Here is an 18,461-nt window from a genome sequence, read left to right on the forward strand (position 1 = left end):
GCTGTGACGGATCCGGGTAATGAATCCGGGGTCCACCCGCCGATAGCTCCCAGGGTGCGTAGGGCGTTCTGGTGGCTGGAGCGACTCGCACCGGGAATCGGTGCCCGGTGGGCGACGGAGTTATGGTGCACGCCACCGTCGGTGGATCTCAGTCTGAAGATGCCGCCGGGCGTCCCGCCCAGTACCCCGGTCGAAGCGTTCTGGAACGGGCATCGGATCGCGGGTGAGTCCTGGGGCGATGGTCCGCCGGTCTACTTGGTGCACGGGTGGGGCGGCTGCCGGGCGCACATGGCGGTGTTCGTCAAACCGCTCGTCGAGGCCGGCCATCGGGTCATCGCCTTCGACCTACCCAGTCACAACGATTCGGACGCCGGAGCCCTCGCGCCGGGGCGCAGCACGATTGTCGAATGCGCCGAAGCGGTGCGTGCCATGGTTCAGGCGCACGGCCCGGCGCGGGCCATCATCGGACACTCGCTCGGTGCCAAGGCGTCGGCTCTCGCGGTGGCCAGGGGAGCAGCGGTAGAGCGTCTGGTCTTCTTGGCGCCGATGGGTGAATTCTCCTGGTATCTGGATGTTTTCGCGCAGCGGCACGGATTCGGCAGGCGGATCCGTGACCGTATGCACCGCCGTCTCGATAGACGGATCGGAATGCCGTTGTTGGACACTGACATTGACCAGATAGCGGCGCGCACCGGCCATCCGCCGCTGCTACTCGTGCATGACCCCGATGATCCGGACAGTCTGTACAGCGAAAGCCAACGGATCGCAGATGCCTGGCCGGGGTCACGGCTGCAGACCACCCGTGGGCTGGGTCGCCTGGCGCATTACCGGATTCTGCGGCACCGTCCGGCGATCAATGCCGGGGTCGAATTCATCGGGTCGCCGGAACCCCGCAACCGGCCCGGGAGCTGAACGACACTCACCCGCGAGGGCGCGGATGCCAAAGGTGTTGTGCGGTACTGCCGTTTTGCCGCGGCGGCGGGAGCGACCTCGGCCGGGTGGTGTCGCCGATCCATCGGTTGAATGGCTGCGTACGGTAGCTGGTCCCACGTTCATCCCACCGAGTAAACCTTAGAGTTATCTTAAGTTAGTCTTATATTTCTTAAAATTGGGGTACCGTCAGTCTTTGTGCGGGTCGAAAACCGCACGGACGGAGGACGTTGCGATGGTTACCAGAGGTCGACGGGCGGTCATCTTGGGTGCCGGCCATGCTTGAGGTGGTCTATCGAACTGCCCGCAGTCGAGTTGCCGAAGTAGCCGCCGCGCTCGGCGACCAGCAGCTGCGGGTTCGCGTGCCGGCGACGCCGGGCTGGGTGGTGCACGAAGTACTGGCCCATCTGGTGGGCGTGGCGGCCGACGCTGCCGTCGGACGAATGGACGGGGTTGCGAGCCCGGCCTGGACCGAACGGCACGTCGCCGAACGTCGTCACCGCCCGGTGCACGACTTACTCACCGAATGGCATCAAGTCGCACCGGTGATCGAGGCGGGTCTTGTCGGACAACGGTTTTGCGGACCGAATGCCGCCGCGGACCTGATCTGTCATGAAGCGGACCTGTGCGAAGCGCTGGGGCTCGGCAGGGTGGACCGACAGCACTGGGAGCAACCGTTTCTGGAGGTGATGATGCTGGTACTCGACGAACGTCTGCAGAACATCGCAACGGTGACCGTTCATGACGACCAAGGCCGGCAATGGCTGTGCGGATCGGGGGCACCCACGTCCGAGTTGCGCGCCGACGGCTACGAATTGCTTCGTGGCATGTTCAGTCGTCGCTCCCGCGGCCAGATCGCGGCGTGGGATTGGACCGCGACACCCACGGCCCAAATGGTCGACTGCTTCGGCTTTCTCGGTCCCCGCGACGACGACCAACCCGTCCCCGCCGCCTGACCGACCTCCGTCGAGTTACGGCTCGATCCGCATCCGTCCCGGTGAGTACAGCCCGCTGTGCACGGCCGTGCCCAACTCCAGCTCTGCGGGCACCGCGTTGACCACGGTGGTGAACCGCCGCAGCGAACCCCAGTCCCGGCCCCAGTCATCGGACAGGTAGGTGGCCATGACGTGCGCCCGCAGCAGCACGTCGGTGATGCCGAGCAGGCCGCCGTTGATGCCGTCCTGCCAGGTGTCGGTGTCCTGCTTCTTGGCGGTGTAATCGGGTGTGATCCGGAACTTCGGCACGTCGGTCACACCGTTGGCCACCAACATCGGTTGTTGACACGGGAAGGCCAGGCCGACGGCCCAGTCCATCAGCACCGGCTGGGTGGTACCCACATACCGCTGAAGGGTCTTCAGCTCCGGTACCCGCGGCGGGGTGACGGCGATCCAGTCGCCGAGGTTCAGCGACAGGTTCTCGCCGACCACCCGCACGAAGGTCGCGTCGGCAGGGATCTGACGGCGGTCATAGCGCAAGTTGCGCCACGACGGTGCCGGACCGAGGTCGTAGGGCATGACGCGGCCGGTGGCGACCGGGGCTCCGCCGGGTCCCGCGTGACCGTATTCCAGTGCGACCGTTTGGCCTTCGGTCCGGCCGTTCAGCACGCTGGTGCCGGTGATGGTGCCCGCCGCGGTGATCACCACGAGCGGATGCGCGCTGTCGGGGGCAGGCAGCGAGTACCACGCCGAGGTCAGCTTGGCCTGCTGGTGCGGTCCCTCGGTGTAGGTACCGGCCAGCGGGGTCCGCGCCGGGTCGAGCCCGTACGGCAGTGGCACGGTCGAACCGTTGATACCGGCCGTCTTGAGTTTGACCGCGGCGTCCCAGTCCGAGTCGGTACCCGATACCGGGTACTCCAACCGGATCGCCTCGGCGACAATGCGATCCGGCACACCATTGGGTGTGAAGCCCACCGCGCCCGTGCCGCCCAGGGGGCCAAGCGGCCCGTAATTGCCGGGCAGCGGGGTCAGGAAGCCATCGTTCGTGTCGGGCTCGACCAGTACGTTGTCGGCCAGCCCGCAACCGCCCTTGAACGCCCGCAGGTTCGCGGCGGCATTGGAGTAGGTCGGGTACTCGCGTACCGCACCGATTGCCATCGATGCGACGAACACCGCCACCATGAAGCCGGCGGCCACCGGAATCGGGGCCGCGGTGATCAACCGCACCGCCCGGCTCTCGGTCTTGCTCGCGTTCAGGTGTAACCAGAATGCCCACAGTGCGGTGATCACGAACAGCGTGAAGAAGATTGTGCTGACCTTGATTCCGCCGATCGCCGGCATGTCGTTGTTGAACGGCACGCCGTAGCTCGACACGTACCACCAGCCATTGGTGGTGGCGAAACACAGTGCCAACAGGAACAGCACCGCGGCGGCAAAAGTCATCCGGTTGCGTGGCGACCGCAGCACCGAACGCGACATCAGCACGGTGGCCACCGCCGCCATTGCGGCACCCACGGCCGCGAACAGCCCGAAGTGGTGCACCCACTTGGTGGGGGTGAACATCAAGCAGAACATGGTGGCGAAGATGATGCCCATCAGCCGCCACACCGGACCCCGGGCAACACCCGGAATTCGCTTGCGCCGCAGGATCATGAACACCGACGAGAACAGGCTGAGCGCGGTGATGAAGAAGCCGAACCGCCTCGACAGCGAGCCGTCGACTGTCGGCAGGATCAGATAGTAGTACCGCAGATTCTCGGTGTACCAGGCCTGGCTCGGGCCGATCTCGGTACGAATCCTGGTGGCTTCCAACACCGTTGCCAGTGTCTGGTTGACGAACACCACGGTCAGGATGACGAAACCGGCGGCGAGCAGTGGCAGGACCAGTGGCCAGGTGCCGACATCGCGCCTGCGGCGCACCAGGATTCGCAGGATGGGACGACCGCCGGCCAGTAGTGCGGCGACGGCGATCAGGCCCGTGGGCTGGATGCCAAGCGTGAATGCGGCGGTGATGATTCCGAGTGCGGCCGGGGTCAACCGGCCCGATCCGATGGCCCGTTCGATGAGCACGTAGGTGATCAGGGCGCCGGTGGCGATCTGGCCCTCGGGGCGCAGGCCGTTGTCGAACGGCATCCACGCGGCCATCAGCACCAGGCCCGCTGCCCACAGTGCAGCCCGGCTGCCCGCCACGGCGGGCCCGAGCCGGGGCAGCACCTCGCGGGACAGCAGCAGCCAACAGATCAACGAACACAACAGATCTGGCAGCCGGATCCAGATGCTGGCGTCGCTGATGTGGGTCATCAGGGCCAGCACGTTGTAGTACCAGCCGAAGGGGTCTTCCGGGCTACCGAACCAACGGAAGTAGTTGATCATGTAGTTCGCGTGGGGGGCGACCCGCGCCATCTGCAGGATGTAGCCGTCGTCGGAAGACCCGGCGCCGATCACATACCAGAGCAGGAACCCGCCGATGACTGTTCCGTCGACGGCCGTGAAGGTCCGCCAGCGGGACGGGATCAGCCGCTGCATCCGCCGGCCGTCCAGCCGGTCCAGCTGCCACAACGAGACCAGTGCGACGACGGTGGCCAGGATGCCGCCGAACATCGTGATGTACTTCAGCGTGGTCGGCCGGTTGATGAATCGGGTATCGATCGTCGCGGACAATGAAAGGTCTTGCGGTGCGGCGCCTTTAAGGTCGGTGAAGACGCCGACGATGGTCGGCCGCAGGTTCGGGTCGCCGAACCCGGTGCGTTGCACCTTGCCGTCGGTTCCGGTCAGGCCGACGAACGTGGCGTAGGTACCGGTCTTGTCCGAGGTGATATCGATCCGTGAACATCCGTGTGTGCCAACGGCTTTCAATCGATCGACACTTGCGATCACAACGTTGCGATCGGTGATGTCGACCCGGGTGCTCGTGACGTTGACGAACAGCGCGTTCAGTGCCGCCTGCTTACCGTCCTTGGGTGCAGTGCCCAGGATCAACCCGCCACTGGGTGGCAGTGAGCGCAGCAGAGAGCACGGCACGGTCGCGGTCATCGACACCGGCGTCTGTGAGATCAACGGCGCCGTAACGTTGTTCAGCTGACCCTGCTGGGGCCAATTGAGCGTGGCGGTCTTCTGGACCACCGGCATCGCCGGGGTCAGCGCAGACAGCAGGAAGCCGATCAGTCCGGCAATCGTGGCAACCCAGCGGGCAGTGCGCGTGCTCATGGCAGTGCCCGGATCGGTCCGGGACGGCTCCAGCCGTTGACAGTCATGTTGCCCTGCTCAATCACGGCCGGAGGGGCCAAGTTGGGTGGCACGACCGGCTCGTAGCTCTCGATGGAGCCCCAGTCCCGGTACCAGTCGTTGCGTAGATACGTCGGGATGGTCGAGGTCTTCAACAGCGCCTGGATGAACAGGAACGGGCCACCCTTTTGAGCGGACTGCCACATATTCGAAGACACCACCACTTGTTTGACGTTGGGCAGGATGCGGTACTTGGGCAACTCCGCGACGCCGAGATGTTCGGCGAAGGGGCGTTGGCAAGGGAAGTTGGCCGCGGTGGCGATGTCCATCATGATCGGCGTCTGTGACCCCAGGAACTGTTGTGCGGTCTGCAATTCCGGAACTCGCGGCGGGGTGAACCCGAACCACTGGTCCTCGGAAAGGTTGGGATCGTCGGCCACGATGCGCGCCACGTTGGCCTCGGGAGGTGCCGACTTCAGCGGGAATCGCAAGTTGCGCCAAGCGTATTGGGCGAAGGTGTCGATCGGTTGTACCGAATCCAGTGCCTGGAAGCTGCCGTCCGGCCGATGCACCCCCCACTGCAGCTTGAGTGACTGGCCGTAGTGGAATTCGTGCTCTTCGTCGTAGAACCAGATGGCGCCGACGGCCGCGACGGTGACCAGCGGCCGGTCCGCGGTTCGGGGCGGCAGCTGGTACCAAGCCGACGTGGCCTTGGCGGCGACCGTGTTCTCCTTGTAGCTACCCATCACCGGGGTGCGGGCCGGGTCCAGCCCGAAGGGCAGGTACACGTTGGAGCCGTTGACGCCGGTCGGGCCGTAGCCGCCGCCGGTGCCGGCGGCGAAGGCGACACCGACGTTGGGTTTGTTGGGTGAGCCGTCGGAGTTCACCGTGCCCGGGTTGGCCACCACCGGGTGCGGCGGCGCCAGCGAGTCGCTGACGCCGTTGGGGGTGAAGCCGACGGGGTTCTCCCCGCCGAGCGGCCCGTACTTGCCCCAGGTCTGCCCGGCCACGGGCGCCAGCATGCCGGCATTGGTGTCGGCCTCCACCAGGACGTCGTCGGCCATCGCGCAGCTGCGGTCCGACAATCCCGATGCGAGTGCGGACAGGTTTGCCCGCGCGGTGGTGTACTGCGGGTAGCGCTGGACGAAGCCCTTGGTCATCGAGCCGACCTCGAGCACCACCATGATGGTCGCGACAATCAGCAGCGGGGTCTCCGCCAGAATCCGGTTGCGCCGGGTGTCGGCGACCTCGGTGTGCCCGGCGTAGTCGATGCGGAAGTGCAGCCAGCCGGCCAGAACCGCGCTGATGATGGCCAGCGCCAGGAACATCGAGGTGATCGGCTGATGTGCGAGCACCGGCTGCCGGTCGAACCACGGCACCCCGTAGTTGCCGACGTAGAACCAGCCGTTGATCCCGGATGTGGCCCAGGCCAGCATGAACAGCAGAGCTGTGACGTACAGCGCCAGGTTGCGTCGGCTGTGCAGGCCGATCACGGCGAAGACGAAAGCGGTCACCGCACCCAACGCGCCGGACAGCCCGGCGAAGGCACCGAACTGCACCGCCCACTTGGTGGGCGTGAAGTGCAGTAGCAGCAGACCCAGCGCGCAGGTGCCGATCAACCGCCACAGCGGCCCGCTGGTCAGCCCCGGCACCCGGCCCTTGCGCAGCAGTACGGTGATCATGCCGAACAGGCACAGCAGCAGGATCAGCACCGAGAAGCGGCGGGTCAAGGAACTGTCGACCGAATCTTCCACGGTCAGGAAGTAGTAGCGCAGGAATTCCTGGTACCAGGAGATGGTCGGTCCGACCTTGTACTTGATCCGGGCCGACTCTGCGACAGTGGCCAGTGTCTGGTTCCGGAAGATCACGACCAGGATCAGTGATGCCGACGCGGCCAGTGCAGCGATCGGGGCCAGCAGGCCAGAGCCGGCTCGTCGGCGCTGGACCACCCGGACCAGGGCACGGGCGCCGATCAGTAGGGGAGCCACGGCGATCACGCCCTGCGGGGCGGTGGTGGCAGCCAACCCGGCCACGATCAGCGCGAGTGCCGCGGGCAGCAGCCGTCGGGTGGCGATCGCGTACTCGACCAGCACCCAGGTGGCGATGACGCCGAAGGCGATCAGCGGCTCGGGGCGCAGACCGTTGTTGAACGGGTACCAGGCGGCCAGGAAGACCGCTGCCGCGGTCCAGACCGCCATGCGGTTGGCGGCCAGTCCACGGGCGCCGGGGCCGAGCCGCGGGATCACCCATCGGGACAGCAGCAGCCAGGTGCCGATACCGGCCAGCAGGGCGGGCAGCCGCATCCACACGCCGTCGGTGCTGATGGCGGCCATCCGTGCGAGCACCGACTGGTACCAGTCGAACGGCGCCTCGGAAGTGCCGAAGTAGCGGTAGTAGTTGGCGGCGTAGCCGGCCTGGCCGGACACCCGGGCGATGGTCAGGTTATAGCCGTCATCGGATGAGATGGCGCCGATCAGGTGCCACAGCACCAGACCGCCGATGACCACGACGTCGGCCAGCCAGCGTGTCGGGTTCACCAGCCAGAAGCGCTTGGCGCCGTCGCGCACCCGGCGGCCTTCGGTCCGGTCCAGCACTGCCAGCGCCACCAGCGAGACCAGGGTCAGCAGCACACCCAGGCTCATCGCGGCGGACTTGATCAGGGTCGGCGACACGATGAACCGGGTATCGATGTCGATGCGGGCGGACAGGCCGGGCTGGGCGGGCACCTTCAGGTCGGTGAAGACACCGGCCACCTGCGGCTTCTTTTCCACCGTGCCGGTGCCCGACGCGCCCGGCAGGCCGATGAAGTCCGCTCCGACGCCGGCGTTGGTGGCCCAGACGTGAAGTCCGCTGCACTTTCCAGCAGCGATCGCGGCCCGCGGCGCCACCGCGGCCACCGAGTCACGGAAGGCCACCACGACGCTGTCGGCGTTGGCCCGGACGAACAGCCCGTTACGGCTGGCGTCGATGCCGTCGGGCGGAATGGTGGAGAACACCAACCCTCCGGCGGCCGGCAGGGTGGCGATCGCCGAGCACGGGATGGAGACATCCAGCGCCAGCGGTGCACCCGACACCAACGGGGCGGTGACATCGGAGACGTTGCCGCTGGCACCGGGCACTTGGGGCCAGAGCACGGTCGCGGTTGTCTGTTTTACGGGCAGTAGCGGGGTCAGCGCACATAGCAGCAGACCGGCGAGGCCCGCGATGATCGCAACGAGGCGGGCAGTCCTGGCAGGCACGAGGCTAAAGACTAGGCGACGGGCATGTGTGTCCTGGCGCACTGACCGGGAATGTCGAGGCAGTAGCCCGAAAGTGGCCTGCCGGATGGTGGTTGTACGGCGTGTTCCAGCCGATATCTGCCGTTGACCCTGCAGTCAGGGCGCAAAGGGGCGAGTAGTGCGCGCCCAGGTGTGAGGGTGAACGCGATGGGCGGTGGATAAGCGGGTTGATCCCGTTGTCCACCGACGCCGACGTGCGGGTATCCGGCGCCGGGCCACCGGCACGTGCCGCAGGAGAAGCCGACACGTCGAGAACCACGGCTGATTCGGTCAGGAATGCCGCAGCGGCGCCGGGCTCCACAGCCCGCTGCGCGTCGTCGTGCCCAGGTCGACCCGAGCCGGCTGCGCGTCGGGGTAGTACCGGGTGAACTGCTGCAGCGAACCCCAGTCCCGGAACCAGTCATCTTTCAGATAGGTGGGCACCGGGGTCGCCTTGAGCAGCAGCTCGGTGATGCCCAGCGGGCCGCCACCGAGATAGTCCATGACCGGAGAGTTGGCTTCGGCGCCGAACCGGTCCGGCAGGATGCGCCACTTGGGCACTTCGGTGACCCCGTCGTTGTGGCCGAACGGGCGCTGGCACGGGAAGGCCAGGCCCACCAGCCAGTCCAGCAGCACCGGATCCTTGGAGCCCACGACGTCCTGCAGGGTGCGCAGCTTGGGGATCCGCGGCGGGGTCAGGGCGATCCAGTGTTGTGGGGCCAGGTCGTCGTCGGTGGCGACCACCCGGATCTGGGTGGCGTCCGGCGGGATCGCCGCCATCGGGGCACGCAGGTTGCGCCAGGCCGGCGCGGCGCCGACGTCGGCGAACCCGACCGCGCCGCCGATGAGGCCTTGCGCAGCTTGTCTGTCATCGGCGTACTCCACCCGGACCTCGCCCTGGTTGAACCGGCCGGAGGCGGCGACCACCAGCAGTGGTCCAGCTTCGTCGCGCGGCGGCAACCGGTACCAGCCCGAGCTCATGTGGGACGGAATCTGGATGCCGGCTCGCCAGCTGCCCAGTACCGGGGTGCGGGCCGGGTCGAGGTTGTAGGGCAGCCGGGCCTTCGACCCGTTGACCCCGGCGACGAAGGTGGTCCCGCCCTCGGTACCGGGTTCGGCGCCGGTGATCAGGCCGCCGTCGTTGTCGGCGAAGTTGCTGCCGCCCGGCGGCTCCATTACCGGATCGGCCGACACATCGGCCGGAATTCCGTTGGGGGTGAACCCTTCCGCACCGCCGGCGCCCAAGGCCGCCCCCACCGGGGCGCTGACCGGGACCAGCATGCCGGCATTGGGATCCTGCTCGACCATGACATCGGTGGCCAGCCCGCAGGTCTTGCCGGTCAGCGCTTCCAAGTCGGAGCGGCCCACCGACCATGCGGGCCACTGCTGCGTCATGCCCAGCGTCAGCGACAGCACCTCGAAAAGCACCACGGCCCACGAGGCAATTGCCAACGGCGCCTGTGGAATCCAACGAGGGGCGCGCTCGGGGTCCTTGTCATAGAAGTGCAGCCAGGCTGCCCACAGCAGAGTCAGCACCGTCAGACCCAAGCCGAAGGTGGTGAAGCCGAAGTGCCACGCTGGGAATTCGTTTGACCAGGGCACCCCGAAGTTGGAGACGTACCACCAGCCGTTGACGGTGGCGAGCGACAATGCCACCACGAACACCACCGCCGCGGTGAACATCGTCCGGTTGCGGCGGGATCGCATGGCGACGGTGCCCACGGCGACTGCGGCCAGCGCGCCCAGCGAGCCGGCCAGCCCGGCGAACACGCCGAAGTGGTGGGTCCACTTGGTGGGGGTGAACATCATGGCCAGGAACGAGATGATGGTGATGCCCACGATGCGCTGGGCCGGCCCGGCCGCGGTGCCCGGAATTCGCCCCTTGCGCAACGACATTGCCATCGACACCACCAGTGCCAGTACCAGGGTCAGCACCGCGAATCTGCGGGCTACCGAACCGTCCGGGCTGGTGGTGAACAGTCGCTCGTAGCGGATGTGCTCGTCGAACCAACTCAGCGCGGGGCCGACGGTGGTCTTGAAGGTGCTGGCGTCGATCTCCGCGGCCAACGTCTGGTCGCGGAAGATCAGGATCAGCGTGACCGTGCAGGCGGCGAGGATCGGGGCCAGCAACGCCAGATGGCCGAACCGTGAAGTATGCCGTCCCACAATGGTTTTCAGCGGTCCGACGGCGACGATCAGGGCGCCGATCGCGGCGATGCCGGTGGGGCCGGAGAACAGGGTCAGCGCGCCGATGATGATCGCGATGGCCACCGGCAACAGTCGGCTGGTGGCGACCCCGCGTTCCACCGAGCACCAGGTCAGCAACATGCCCAGGGCAATGATCGGCTCAGGTCGCAAGCCGTTGTTCAGCGGCAGCCAGAACGCCAGGAACATGCCCGCGGCGGTCCAGGCCGCCGCTTGGCTGTTCTTGACGGCCCGGCCGAGACGGGGCAGCACCTCGCGGCTGATAACCCACCAGCAGGCCAGGGCCATCAGCAACGTGGGCAGCCGCATCCAGACGCTGGCCGTGGTCACGTGGGCCCAGAGCGCCAGCAGGTCGTAGTACCACCCGAACGGCGATTCCGGGGTGCCGAACCAGCGGTAGTAGTTGGCCATGTAGCCGGCGTGCTCGGACACCCGGGCCATGGTCAGGATGTAGCCGTCGTCGGAGGTGTTGGCGCCGACGAAGTGCCACCACACCAGAGCCGCGGTCACCAGACCGTCCAGCGGCGTCACCGACCACCAGCGCGGCGGCAGGAATCTCTTGTGCCGCATGCCGTCTGCGCTGTCGAGCACGTGCAGGGCACCCAGTGCGACGACGGTCAGCACGACTCCGAAGATCATCGAGAGCATCTTCAGCAGTGTCGGAGAGGTGCTGTAGCGCGAGTCGATGGTGGCCGAGAAGCTCAGTCCGGGTGGGGCCGCTCCCGACAGATCGGTGAACACCCCGACGATCTGCGGACGGAAGTCGTAGCCGCTGAGTTCGCCGCGCAAAGGCTTACCGGGGTTCTTGTCGTTCGGTCCCTGGACCAGGCCGACGAACTCGCCGGCGACCCGGTCGGCGTGCGCGGTGAACTTGAGTTCCTTGCACGCGCCGCTGAGCACCTGGCTCAAGGGGGCGCTGACGACCGGGGTATTGCGCACGATGACCAGCAGGTCGTCGTTCACCCGCTCGATCAGCAGGCCGCGGTCGACGGCCTTGGGGGCCTGCTTGGGCACGGTCGACAGCAGGATGGTCCTGGTGCTGTTCTCGGGACCGGTCAACCCGGCCGCGGCCTGGCACGGCACCGAGATGTCCAGGTCGGTGGCGACGTAGCCGATCAGTGGCGCGTCGACGCTGGTGAGCTGCCCGCCTTGCGGCCAGTTCAACTGCGCGGTGGTCTGGGTCACCGGCAGGAACGGGGTGGCGATCGCGAGGAAGGCGCCGAGCAGACCGGCGACGATCGCGATCAACCGCGCTGTCCGGTGGGTGCTGTCTAGCGCAGGCTCAGGCTCTCCGACCACGGGGCTAGATGTTAGTGGGCCTTGCGGATGGCCAGCACAAACGGGCCGATATCGGTCACCTGCCAGTGCTTGTCATCGAACAGTCCGGCCTGCAACGCCACCTGATACCGGCGCACATTGGGCTGGTTTGGGTAGACGTCCTCGGCCAGCCGCAGGGTGTAGGTGCCGGTGCCGCCGTGGCGCATCAGGAACACCGTCGGGGCCTGCCAAGGCAGCTTGTCGAGGGCGTCGGCGAAGGCATCCGCGCTGGTCAGGGTCGCCCAGCTTTCGATGGCCGCGGAGCGTTCCTTGAATTGCGCGAGTGGGTTGGCGTAGTGCGATGTCAGCCCCTGGAACCCGTAATAGGGGTAGTAGGCCAGGAAGCTGTAGTCGGCGGTCATCACCACGGTCTGGTTGCGCGGCGTGCCGGTGGTGGCGGTGATGTGCTCGTCGATCGCGCGGTAGAACCGCTCGGCTCCGGGGGGACGACGGTCCGCGCGCTGGCCGTAGCCATCGGTGTCGGTGTAGGCCACCGCGATGTCGGGCCGAAGTACGTCGGGGATGCCCTGGCTGAAGGTGACCGCGCCGATCGCCCCGACGGTGGCCGCAACCGCGATGACCCGGTTGGAGTTCGGCCGCTGGTACCGGTAGGCGATCGCCTGGGTGGCCTCCAGGAAACCGAAGGCACCGGCGGCAGCCAGCAGCACCAACAGCGTCGGTTGCAGCCGGAAGGACAGCAGCGTGGTGCGGGCGAGCGTGGCCAGCATGGACAGCAGCGACCACACGTACACCGACAGCACCGCGATGGCCAGCGCTCCGGCCCGGGTCGAAGTACGGGCCCGGATCACCAGCCACAACGTCCCGACCAAGCACAGCGCGCCAAGCAGGGTGAAGTCGATCATCGGGAAGGTCAGCTCGGCGCCGGCCATCGGCAGATAGTGCAGCGCCGTGTCTTTGTCCGTGGGGTGACCGCTCAACACCTTCAGGTAATAGGGGCCCCAATGGATCAGCACGATGACGGCAGATATGACCGCGACGACGACCAGTCTGGCCAGCGGTTGCCACTGGCGGCGGGCGGCGGCCAGCAGCAATGCCATCAGGGTCAACGTGAATGCGGCGTAGCCGAGCAGCAGGGTGTAGAATAATCCGGCCAGGCCCAGGAATATCCCGGTGCCCACGATCGCGGCCCAGCCGCTGTGTCCGCTTCCGCCCGCCTCCCGACCAGTTGCCTTCAGTCCGGACCAGGCCAGTACGAACACCGGAGGCAGCAGCACCACGATGACCGCCGAGTACGGCTCGGTCGAGGAGTACGCCAGCGTGAGGGCCGCCGTCGCGGTGCTGACCACCAGGGCATGCTCGAAGCGAATCATGTTCGCCCACAACACGAATGCGACGGCGATCGCCGCAGTGATCGACACGATGGCCCACGGCTTGAACATCTCCCAGGCGGGGGTGCCGGTGAGCGCTGCCAGCCGTCCGCCGAGCCAGAACCAGCCCGACGGATAGTAGGGCGGCAGGCCCAGGTAGGTCATGTCGTGCGGTTTGACGGTATCGGTGAGCCGCGTCAGGTACTCGGTACGGAATTGCTGGTCGACCGAGACGCCGAAGAGGTACAGCTTGGTGGCGCCCAGCGGCATGCCGAGCGTCACCACGGAGAAAGTGGAAAGCAGCACCGTGGCAGCCAGTTTGGCCACGCGTTGCCAGCCGCGGCGCCACAGCCACCCGGACGCCAGCAGCCCGGCCAGGCAGGCGCACTGACCCGCGGTGGTCAGTGCATGCAGTTGGTTCGAAGAGTTGAACGCCGGCCACTGCACGCGCTGAATTGCTTGTAGCGCAACGACCGCGGTGACCACGGCCAGTGCGATGGCGACCAGCATCTGGCCGGACGCCCTGGCCGACGTGCGCAGCATCAGAGCGGTAGTTTGCGGAAGATCGGCCGCGGGATGTGGCGGATGACGGACATCAGGACCTGCACCGGTGCCGGTGCCCAGATCAATTCCTTACCCTTGGCCGCCGCGGCGACGGCTTGGTTGGCAACGTCTTCCTTGTCGACGGTGAACGGCGCTTCCTTGGCGCCGGTGGCCTTCCAGTGCTCCAGCGTCGTGGTGGTCCGCACCTGGCCGGGGCGGATCACCAGCACGCGAACACCGAACTCGCGCAACGCTTCTCCCAGTCCCAGGTAGAAGCCGTCCAGGCCGGCCTTGGTGGAGCCGTAGACGAAGTTGGAGCGACGCACCCGCTCGCCGGCGACCGAGGACATCGCGATGACCTGGCCGAAGCCCTGGGCCTTCATCTTCTCGCCGATCAGCACACCTACCGAAACCGCTGCGGTGTAGTTGATCTGTGCGGTCATGACGGCCTTGGCCTGGTTCTGCCACAGCTCCTCGGCATCGCCCAGGACGCCGAAGGCCACGATTGCCACATCGACATCACCATCGGCCCAAGCGGATTCGATGACCGCCGGGTGGCTCTTGGTGTCCAGCGCATCGAAGTCCAGATATTCGACCGACTTGGCGCCGGCGGCCTCGATCTGCTCGATGGCGGCGTCGCGCTTCGGGGCGTTCGGCAGGTCGGCCAGGATCACCCGCGCCTTGGCGTTCTTCAGATAGCGCTCGACGATGGCCAGGCCGATCTCCGAGGTGCCGCCGAACAGCAGGATGGTCTGTGGGTTGCCGGTTGCGTCAATCATGTTTCTCCTAAAGAAGTTCCAGCCGGCGGGCCATGTCAGAGGCGAAGACGCCGTTGGGGTCGGCCTGGCGGCGGATGGCGATCCACTCGTCGATGCGCGGGTACATCCGGTGGAAGCTCTCGGCGCTGACCCGGGAATCCTTGGCGGTGTACACCCGGCCGCCGAATTCCATGGCCCGCTTGTCGAGCTCATTGAGGAATTCGTTGACGCCGGGTCGGTTCGGGAAGTCCAGGGCGACGTTCCACCCCTTCATCGGGAAGCTCAACGGCGCCTTGTTGCCCGGACCGAACAGCTTGAAGACGTTCAGCGCCGAGTACTGCCGCTGGGTGTGCATCCATCGGATGATGCCCTTGAATTCTTCCAGTGCATCCGGTGGCACCAGGAATTGATGCTGCGCGAAACCTGCTGGGCCATAGGCATATTGCCAGCCGGTGGTGATGTCCAGCATGTGGTAGAACTGCGTCAGGTTGACGATCTTGCCCTGATAGTCGCCGCTCATCCGGTAGAAAGCCTCGCCGATCATGGACAGCGACAGCTTGTTCATGAAGCTGACCGGGAACAGGTTCGGCACCGCCGGCAGTTGGGGTGCAGTGAATTTCAGCGGATCCTTGGCCAGCTTGGCGGGCAGCTGATCCACCCGGGCCAGGCTGCCCCGGCTCACTGCCGCGCGGCCCAGCTTGGGCGGCGGGCTGATCAGGTCGAACCAGGCGCTGGAGTAGGTGTAGTTGTCCTCGCTGCCGTCCTGGTGCACGGCGACGGTCTCGTCCAGATCCTGGGTGGCGATACCGTCGGCGATGAAATACGCCGTCTCCGTGCGGGTCATGGCGATCCGCGCGCGAATCACGATGCCGGTCAATCCGTTTCCGGCGACCGTGGCCCAGAACAACTCGCTGTCCGGTCCATCGGGCGTGAGGGTGCGCACCTCGCCGTCGGCCATCAGCAGGTCCAGGGACAGCACGTGGTTGCCGAAGCTGCCGGCGCTGTGGTGGTTCTTGCCGTGGATATCCGAGGCGATGGCGCCGCCGACGGTGACCTGCCGAGTGCCCGGCAGTACCGGTACCCAGAGCCCGAACGGCAGTGCAGCCTTCATCAGCTGATCCAGGCTGACCCCGGCGTCCACGTCGGCGATCGCGGTCTCGGAGCTGATCGAGTGGATCCGGTTCAGCGCCGTCATGTCGACGACGATGCCGCCGCCGTTGCAGGCCTGATCGCCGTAGGACCGGCCGAGTCCTCGACCGAGGATGCCTCGGCGTAGGTGGGCGGGGCTGGAGGAGTTTGCGTCCGCGACGCGTTTGACCGCTTCGGCGATCACTTCCACGTCGGGTGTGGAAAGCACGTGTGCCACGGTCGGCGCTGTGCGACCGAACCCAGTGAGGGGGCGTCGCGTCAGGGGCAGCGTGGCGTCAGGCTGGGTAGACATAACGGTGAAAGGGTACCGTTCGGCGTCACTTCAGCCGGAAAATCACTGCTCGCTGCACCACGAAGTTGATCACTGTGGCGGTGCCCTGAGCGATGACGAAGGCGACCACCACTGCCGTCGGGGTGTAGTGCAGCAGGTGCAGGAACAGGTGGTTCAAGCCCACCTGGACGAAGAACGTCACGATGTACAGCGCCCAGACGGAGATCAGGCGGGCGGTGCTGGGCGGGGCCTGGAAGGTCCACCGCCGGTTGATCAGATAGGCGGTGGTGGTGCCCGCCACGAAGCTGATCGCCTTGGACAGGTCGGGTTGCAGCCCGACGACCTTGTAAAGCAGCACGTACAGCCCGAAATCGACGATTGCCGACAGCCCGCCGGTGACGACGAAGCGCCACGCCTGGGTCATCAGGCTCATCTGGGCGTTCTCGGTTGTCTCGGCCACTCGGGCAGCTTACGTGCACCATAGGCATGTGACCGATTTGCTTCAGGCGTGGCAGAGCCTGCTGGCGAGGTACTGCGCGTCCCCGGATATCGGTGCCGTCGGGGCGGGACTGGTAGCCCGGTGGTCCGAGCCACACCGCAACTACCACGACCTGAGCCACCTGCGGGGAATCCTGGCCGCCGTCGATGTGCTCGAGTCGTTCGCCGACGATGCGGACGCGGTGCGCCTGGCGGCCTGGTACCACGACGCCGTGTATGCCGGGCAGTCCGATGACGAGGAGAACAGCGCACTATTGGCCGAATCGGAGCTGGCTGGGCTGGGCCTGGACCCGGTGTTGGTGGCCGAGGTGGGGCGCTTGGTGCGGGTGACCATCACCCATGATCCGTCGGCCGGCGACCACAACGGCCAGGTGCTCTCCGATGCCGATCTGGCCGTGCTGGCGGTGCCGCCGGCGGACTACCGACGCAACACCGCCCGCGTGCGTGCCGAGTACGGCCATGTCAGCGATGCGGACTTCGGTGCGTGGCGGGCCCGGATGATCGAATCGATGCTGGCGTCGCCCGCGCTGTACCGATGTGAGCCGGCCCGCAGACTGTGGGAAGGCGACGCGCGCGCCAATCTCGCGGCCGAACTCGATGCGCTCAGCGGCTGACGGACTTCAGCACATCGTGCAGTGCCTCGATCGCCGCATTGAATTCGTGGTCGGCTGGAGTGCCGAAGCTCACCACCACTCCGTCCCGGGGTGGCCGGTCGGGTGGGGCGTCGGGGTGTCGGAGTAGGGCCAAACCGGACAGCGCGATGCCGCTGTCAGCCGCACGGCGCATGACTTCGTGTTCGGTGCCGGTGGGCAGCCGGATCAGTGCGTGCAGTCCGGCGGACAGCCCGCTGATCTGAACGTCCAGACCGGCGAGCTTGGTCGTGAGCGCATCGCGGCGCCGCCGGTAGCTGATCCGCATGCGGCGAATGTGCTTGTCGTACTGGCCGGATTGGATGAAGTCGGCCATGGCCAACTGGTCGATGCCGTTGACATAGAACTGCTGCCCACCGGCAGCATCCAGCACTGGGTCGATCAGGTCGTCGGGCAGCGCCATCCAGCCCAGCCTCAGCACCGGTGACAGGCTCTTGCTCGCCGAGCCCAGATAGACCACCCGCTGCGGGTCGAGGCCCTGTATCGAGCCGACCGGTTGGCGGTCGTAGCGGAACTCGCCGTCGTAATCATCTTCCAGCACATAGCCGTTCGTGCGATTGGCCCACTTCAGTACTTGGCTGCGCCGGGCCGGGTGCAGTGGTACTCCGTGCGGGAAATGGTGTGCAGGCGTGAGCAGAACTGCTGCGGCGCTTGAATTTTCCAGATCGTCGATGACGGCGCCGCCATCGTCGATTCCGATCGCGATCGTCTGTGCGCCGCCCGCTGCTATCGCGTTCCGGAACAGATGCAGCCCGTATTCCTCGAGCGCAATAGCCTCGGGCGCAACGAGTTTCGTCAGCAGTTCGATCGCGTGCCGGGTGCCGGCGCAGATGACGATCGATTCGGGGGAGGTGCGCACGCCGCGGGCGCGGGCGAGGTATTCGGCGAGTGCGCTGCGTAGTTCGGTCCGGCCGCGGGCATCGCCGGTGCGTAGCGCTTCGGTGGGTGCATTGGTCAGTGCCCGTCGGGTGGAGGCCAGCCAGGCCTGCCGTGGAAAGGCCGCGACGTTCCCCGAGCCCGGCATCAGGTTGTAGGTGGGGGCACTCGGGCGGCCGCGTGGCTGGGTGGGCAGGGGTTCAGGACGATCTGAGATCACCCAGGTGCCCGCGCCCTGGCGCGATCCCAGCCAGCCTTCGGCGACCAGCTCGGCGTAGGCCTCGGCGACGGTATTGCGTGCCAGTCCGAGGTCGACGGCCAGCGAGCGAGACGGAGGCAGCACGGTGCCCGATGTGAGTCGGCCGGACCGCACTGCGTCGCGCAGGGCATTGATCAGCTGGTCACGGGTGCCGCGCCGGCCGGGCTCGATGGCCTGACGCAGGTCGAGGTGCAGATCCCTGCCTGCTTCGCCGTGTACTAAATTGGCCCATGAAGACACCTGGGAATTGAACCATTTTC

11 protein-coding genes are annotated in these 18,461 nt (G+C 66.7%); 3 read left to right on the forward strand and 8 right to left on the reverse strand.

Going from position 1 to position 18,461, the window contains the following annotated elements:
- Positions 1 to 3: 3 nt before the first annotated feature.
- Positions 4 to 912: an alpha/beta fold hydrolase gene (locus tag ABIA30_RS18785; RefSeq protein WP_370068074.1), complete on the forward strand. Its 909-nt coding sequence runs from the start codon at positions 4 to 6 to the stop codon at positions 910 to 912.
- Between the two features lie 296 nt (positions 913 to 1,208).
- Positions 1,209 to 1,886, forward strand: coding sequence for a maleylpyruvate isomerase N-terminal domain-containing protein (locus ABIA30_RS18790; protein ID WP_370068076.1), 678 nt, complete (start codon positions 1,209 to 1,211; stop codon positions 1,884 to 1,886).
- A 15-nt stretch (positions 1,887 to 1,901) separates the two neighbouring features.
- On the opposite strand, the gene ABIA30_RS18795 is transcribed toward ABIA30_RS18790, so the two are convergent.
- From ABIA30_RS18795 to ABIA30_RS18825, 7 genes are all read right to left on the reverse strand, one after another.
- Positions 1,902 to 5,072: an arabinosyltransferase domain-containing protein gene (locus ABIA30_RS18795; RefSeq protein ID WP_370068078.1), complete on the reverse strand. Its 3,171-nt coding sequence runs from the start codon at positions 5,070 to 5,072 to the stop codon at positions 1,902 to 1,904.
- Positions 5,069 to 8,329 (reverse strand): arabinosyltransferase domain-containing protein, encoded by a 3,261-nt coding sequence (locus ABIA30_RS18800; RefSeq protein WP_370068080.1) that lies wholly within the window; start codon positions 8,327 to 8,329, stop codon positions 5,069 to 5,071. The genes ABIA30_RS18795 and ABIA30_RS18800 overlap by 4 nt, the downstream gene beginning before the upstream one ends.
- A 309-nt stretch (positions 8,330 to 8,638) precedes the next feature.
- Positions 8,639 to 11,851, reverse strand: a complete 3,213-nt coding sequence (locus tag ABIA30_RS18805) for an arabinosyltransferase domain-containing protein (protein WP_370068082.1) — start codon at positions 11,849 to 11,851, stop codon at positions 8,639 to 8,641.
- A gap of 11 nt (positions 11,852 to 11,862) precedes the next feature.
- The gene (locus ABIA30_RS18810) at positions 11,863 to 13,740 is read right to left on the reverse strand and encodes a galactan 5-O-arabinofuranosyltransferase (protein WP_370068084.1); all 1,878 of its coding nucleotides are present in this window, start codon (positions 13,738 to 13,740) and stop codon (positions 11,863 to 11,865) included.
- Positions 13,740 to 14,519, reverse strand: a complete 780-nt coding sequence (locus ABIA30_RS18815) for a decaprenylphospho-beta-D-erythro-pentofuranosid-2-ulose 2-reductase (protein ID WP_370068086.1) — start codon at positions 14,517 to 14,519, stop codon at positions 13,740 to 13,742. Before ABIA30_RS18815 ends, ABIA30_RS18810 begins: the two co-directional genes overlap by 1 nt.
- 7 nt (positions 14,520 to 14,526) lie before the next feature.
- On the reverse strand, positions 14,527 to 15,939 hold the full coding sequence (locus ABIA30_RS18820) for an FAD-binding protein (protein WP_370068088.1): 1,413 nt from the start codon (positions 15,937 to 15,939) through the stop codon (positions 14,527 to 14,529).
- 25 nt (positions 15,940 to 15,964) lie between these two features.
- Complete coding sequence (locus ABIA30_RS18825) at positions 15,965 to 16,342, reverse strand: GtrA family protein (RefSeq protein WP_370068184.1); 378 nt, start codon at positions 16,340 to 16,342, stop codon at positions 15,965 to 15,967.
- Between the two features lie 64 nt (positions 16,343 to 16,406).
- Between ABIA30_RS18825 and ABIA30_RS18830 the strand changes: the two genes are divergently transcribed.
- The gene (locus ABIA30_RS18830; RefSeq protein ID WP_370068090.1) at positions 16,407 to 17,030 is read left to right on the forward strand and encodes a metal-dependent phosphohydrolase; all 624 of its coding nucleotides are present in this window, start codon (positions 16,407 to 16,409) and stop codon (positions 17,028 to 17,030) included.
- Here the strand turns inward: ABIA30_RS18830 and ABIA30_RS18835 are convergent.
- Complete coding sequence (locus ABIA30_RS18835) at positions 17,020 to 18,441, reverse strand: PLP-dependent aminotransferase family protein (protein ID WP_370068092.1); 1,422 nt, start codon at positions 18,439 to 18,441, stop codon at positions 17,020 to 17,022. The genes ABIA30_RS18830 and ABIA30_RS18835 overlap by 11 nt on opposite strands.
- Positions 18,442 to 18,461 lie beyond the last annotated feature (20 nt).

The organism is Mycobacterium sp. MAA66 (assembly GCF_041261665.1).
GTDB lineage: Bacteria > Actinomycetota > Actinomycetes > Mycobacteriales > Mycobacteriaceae > Mycobacterium.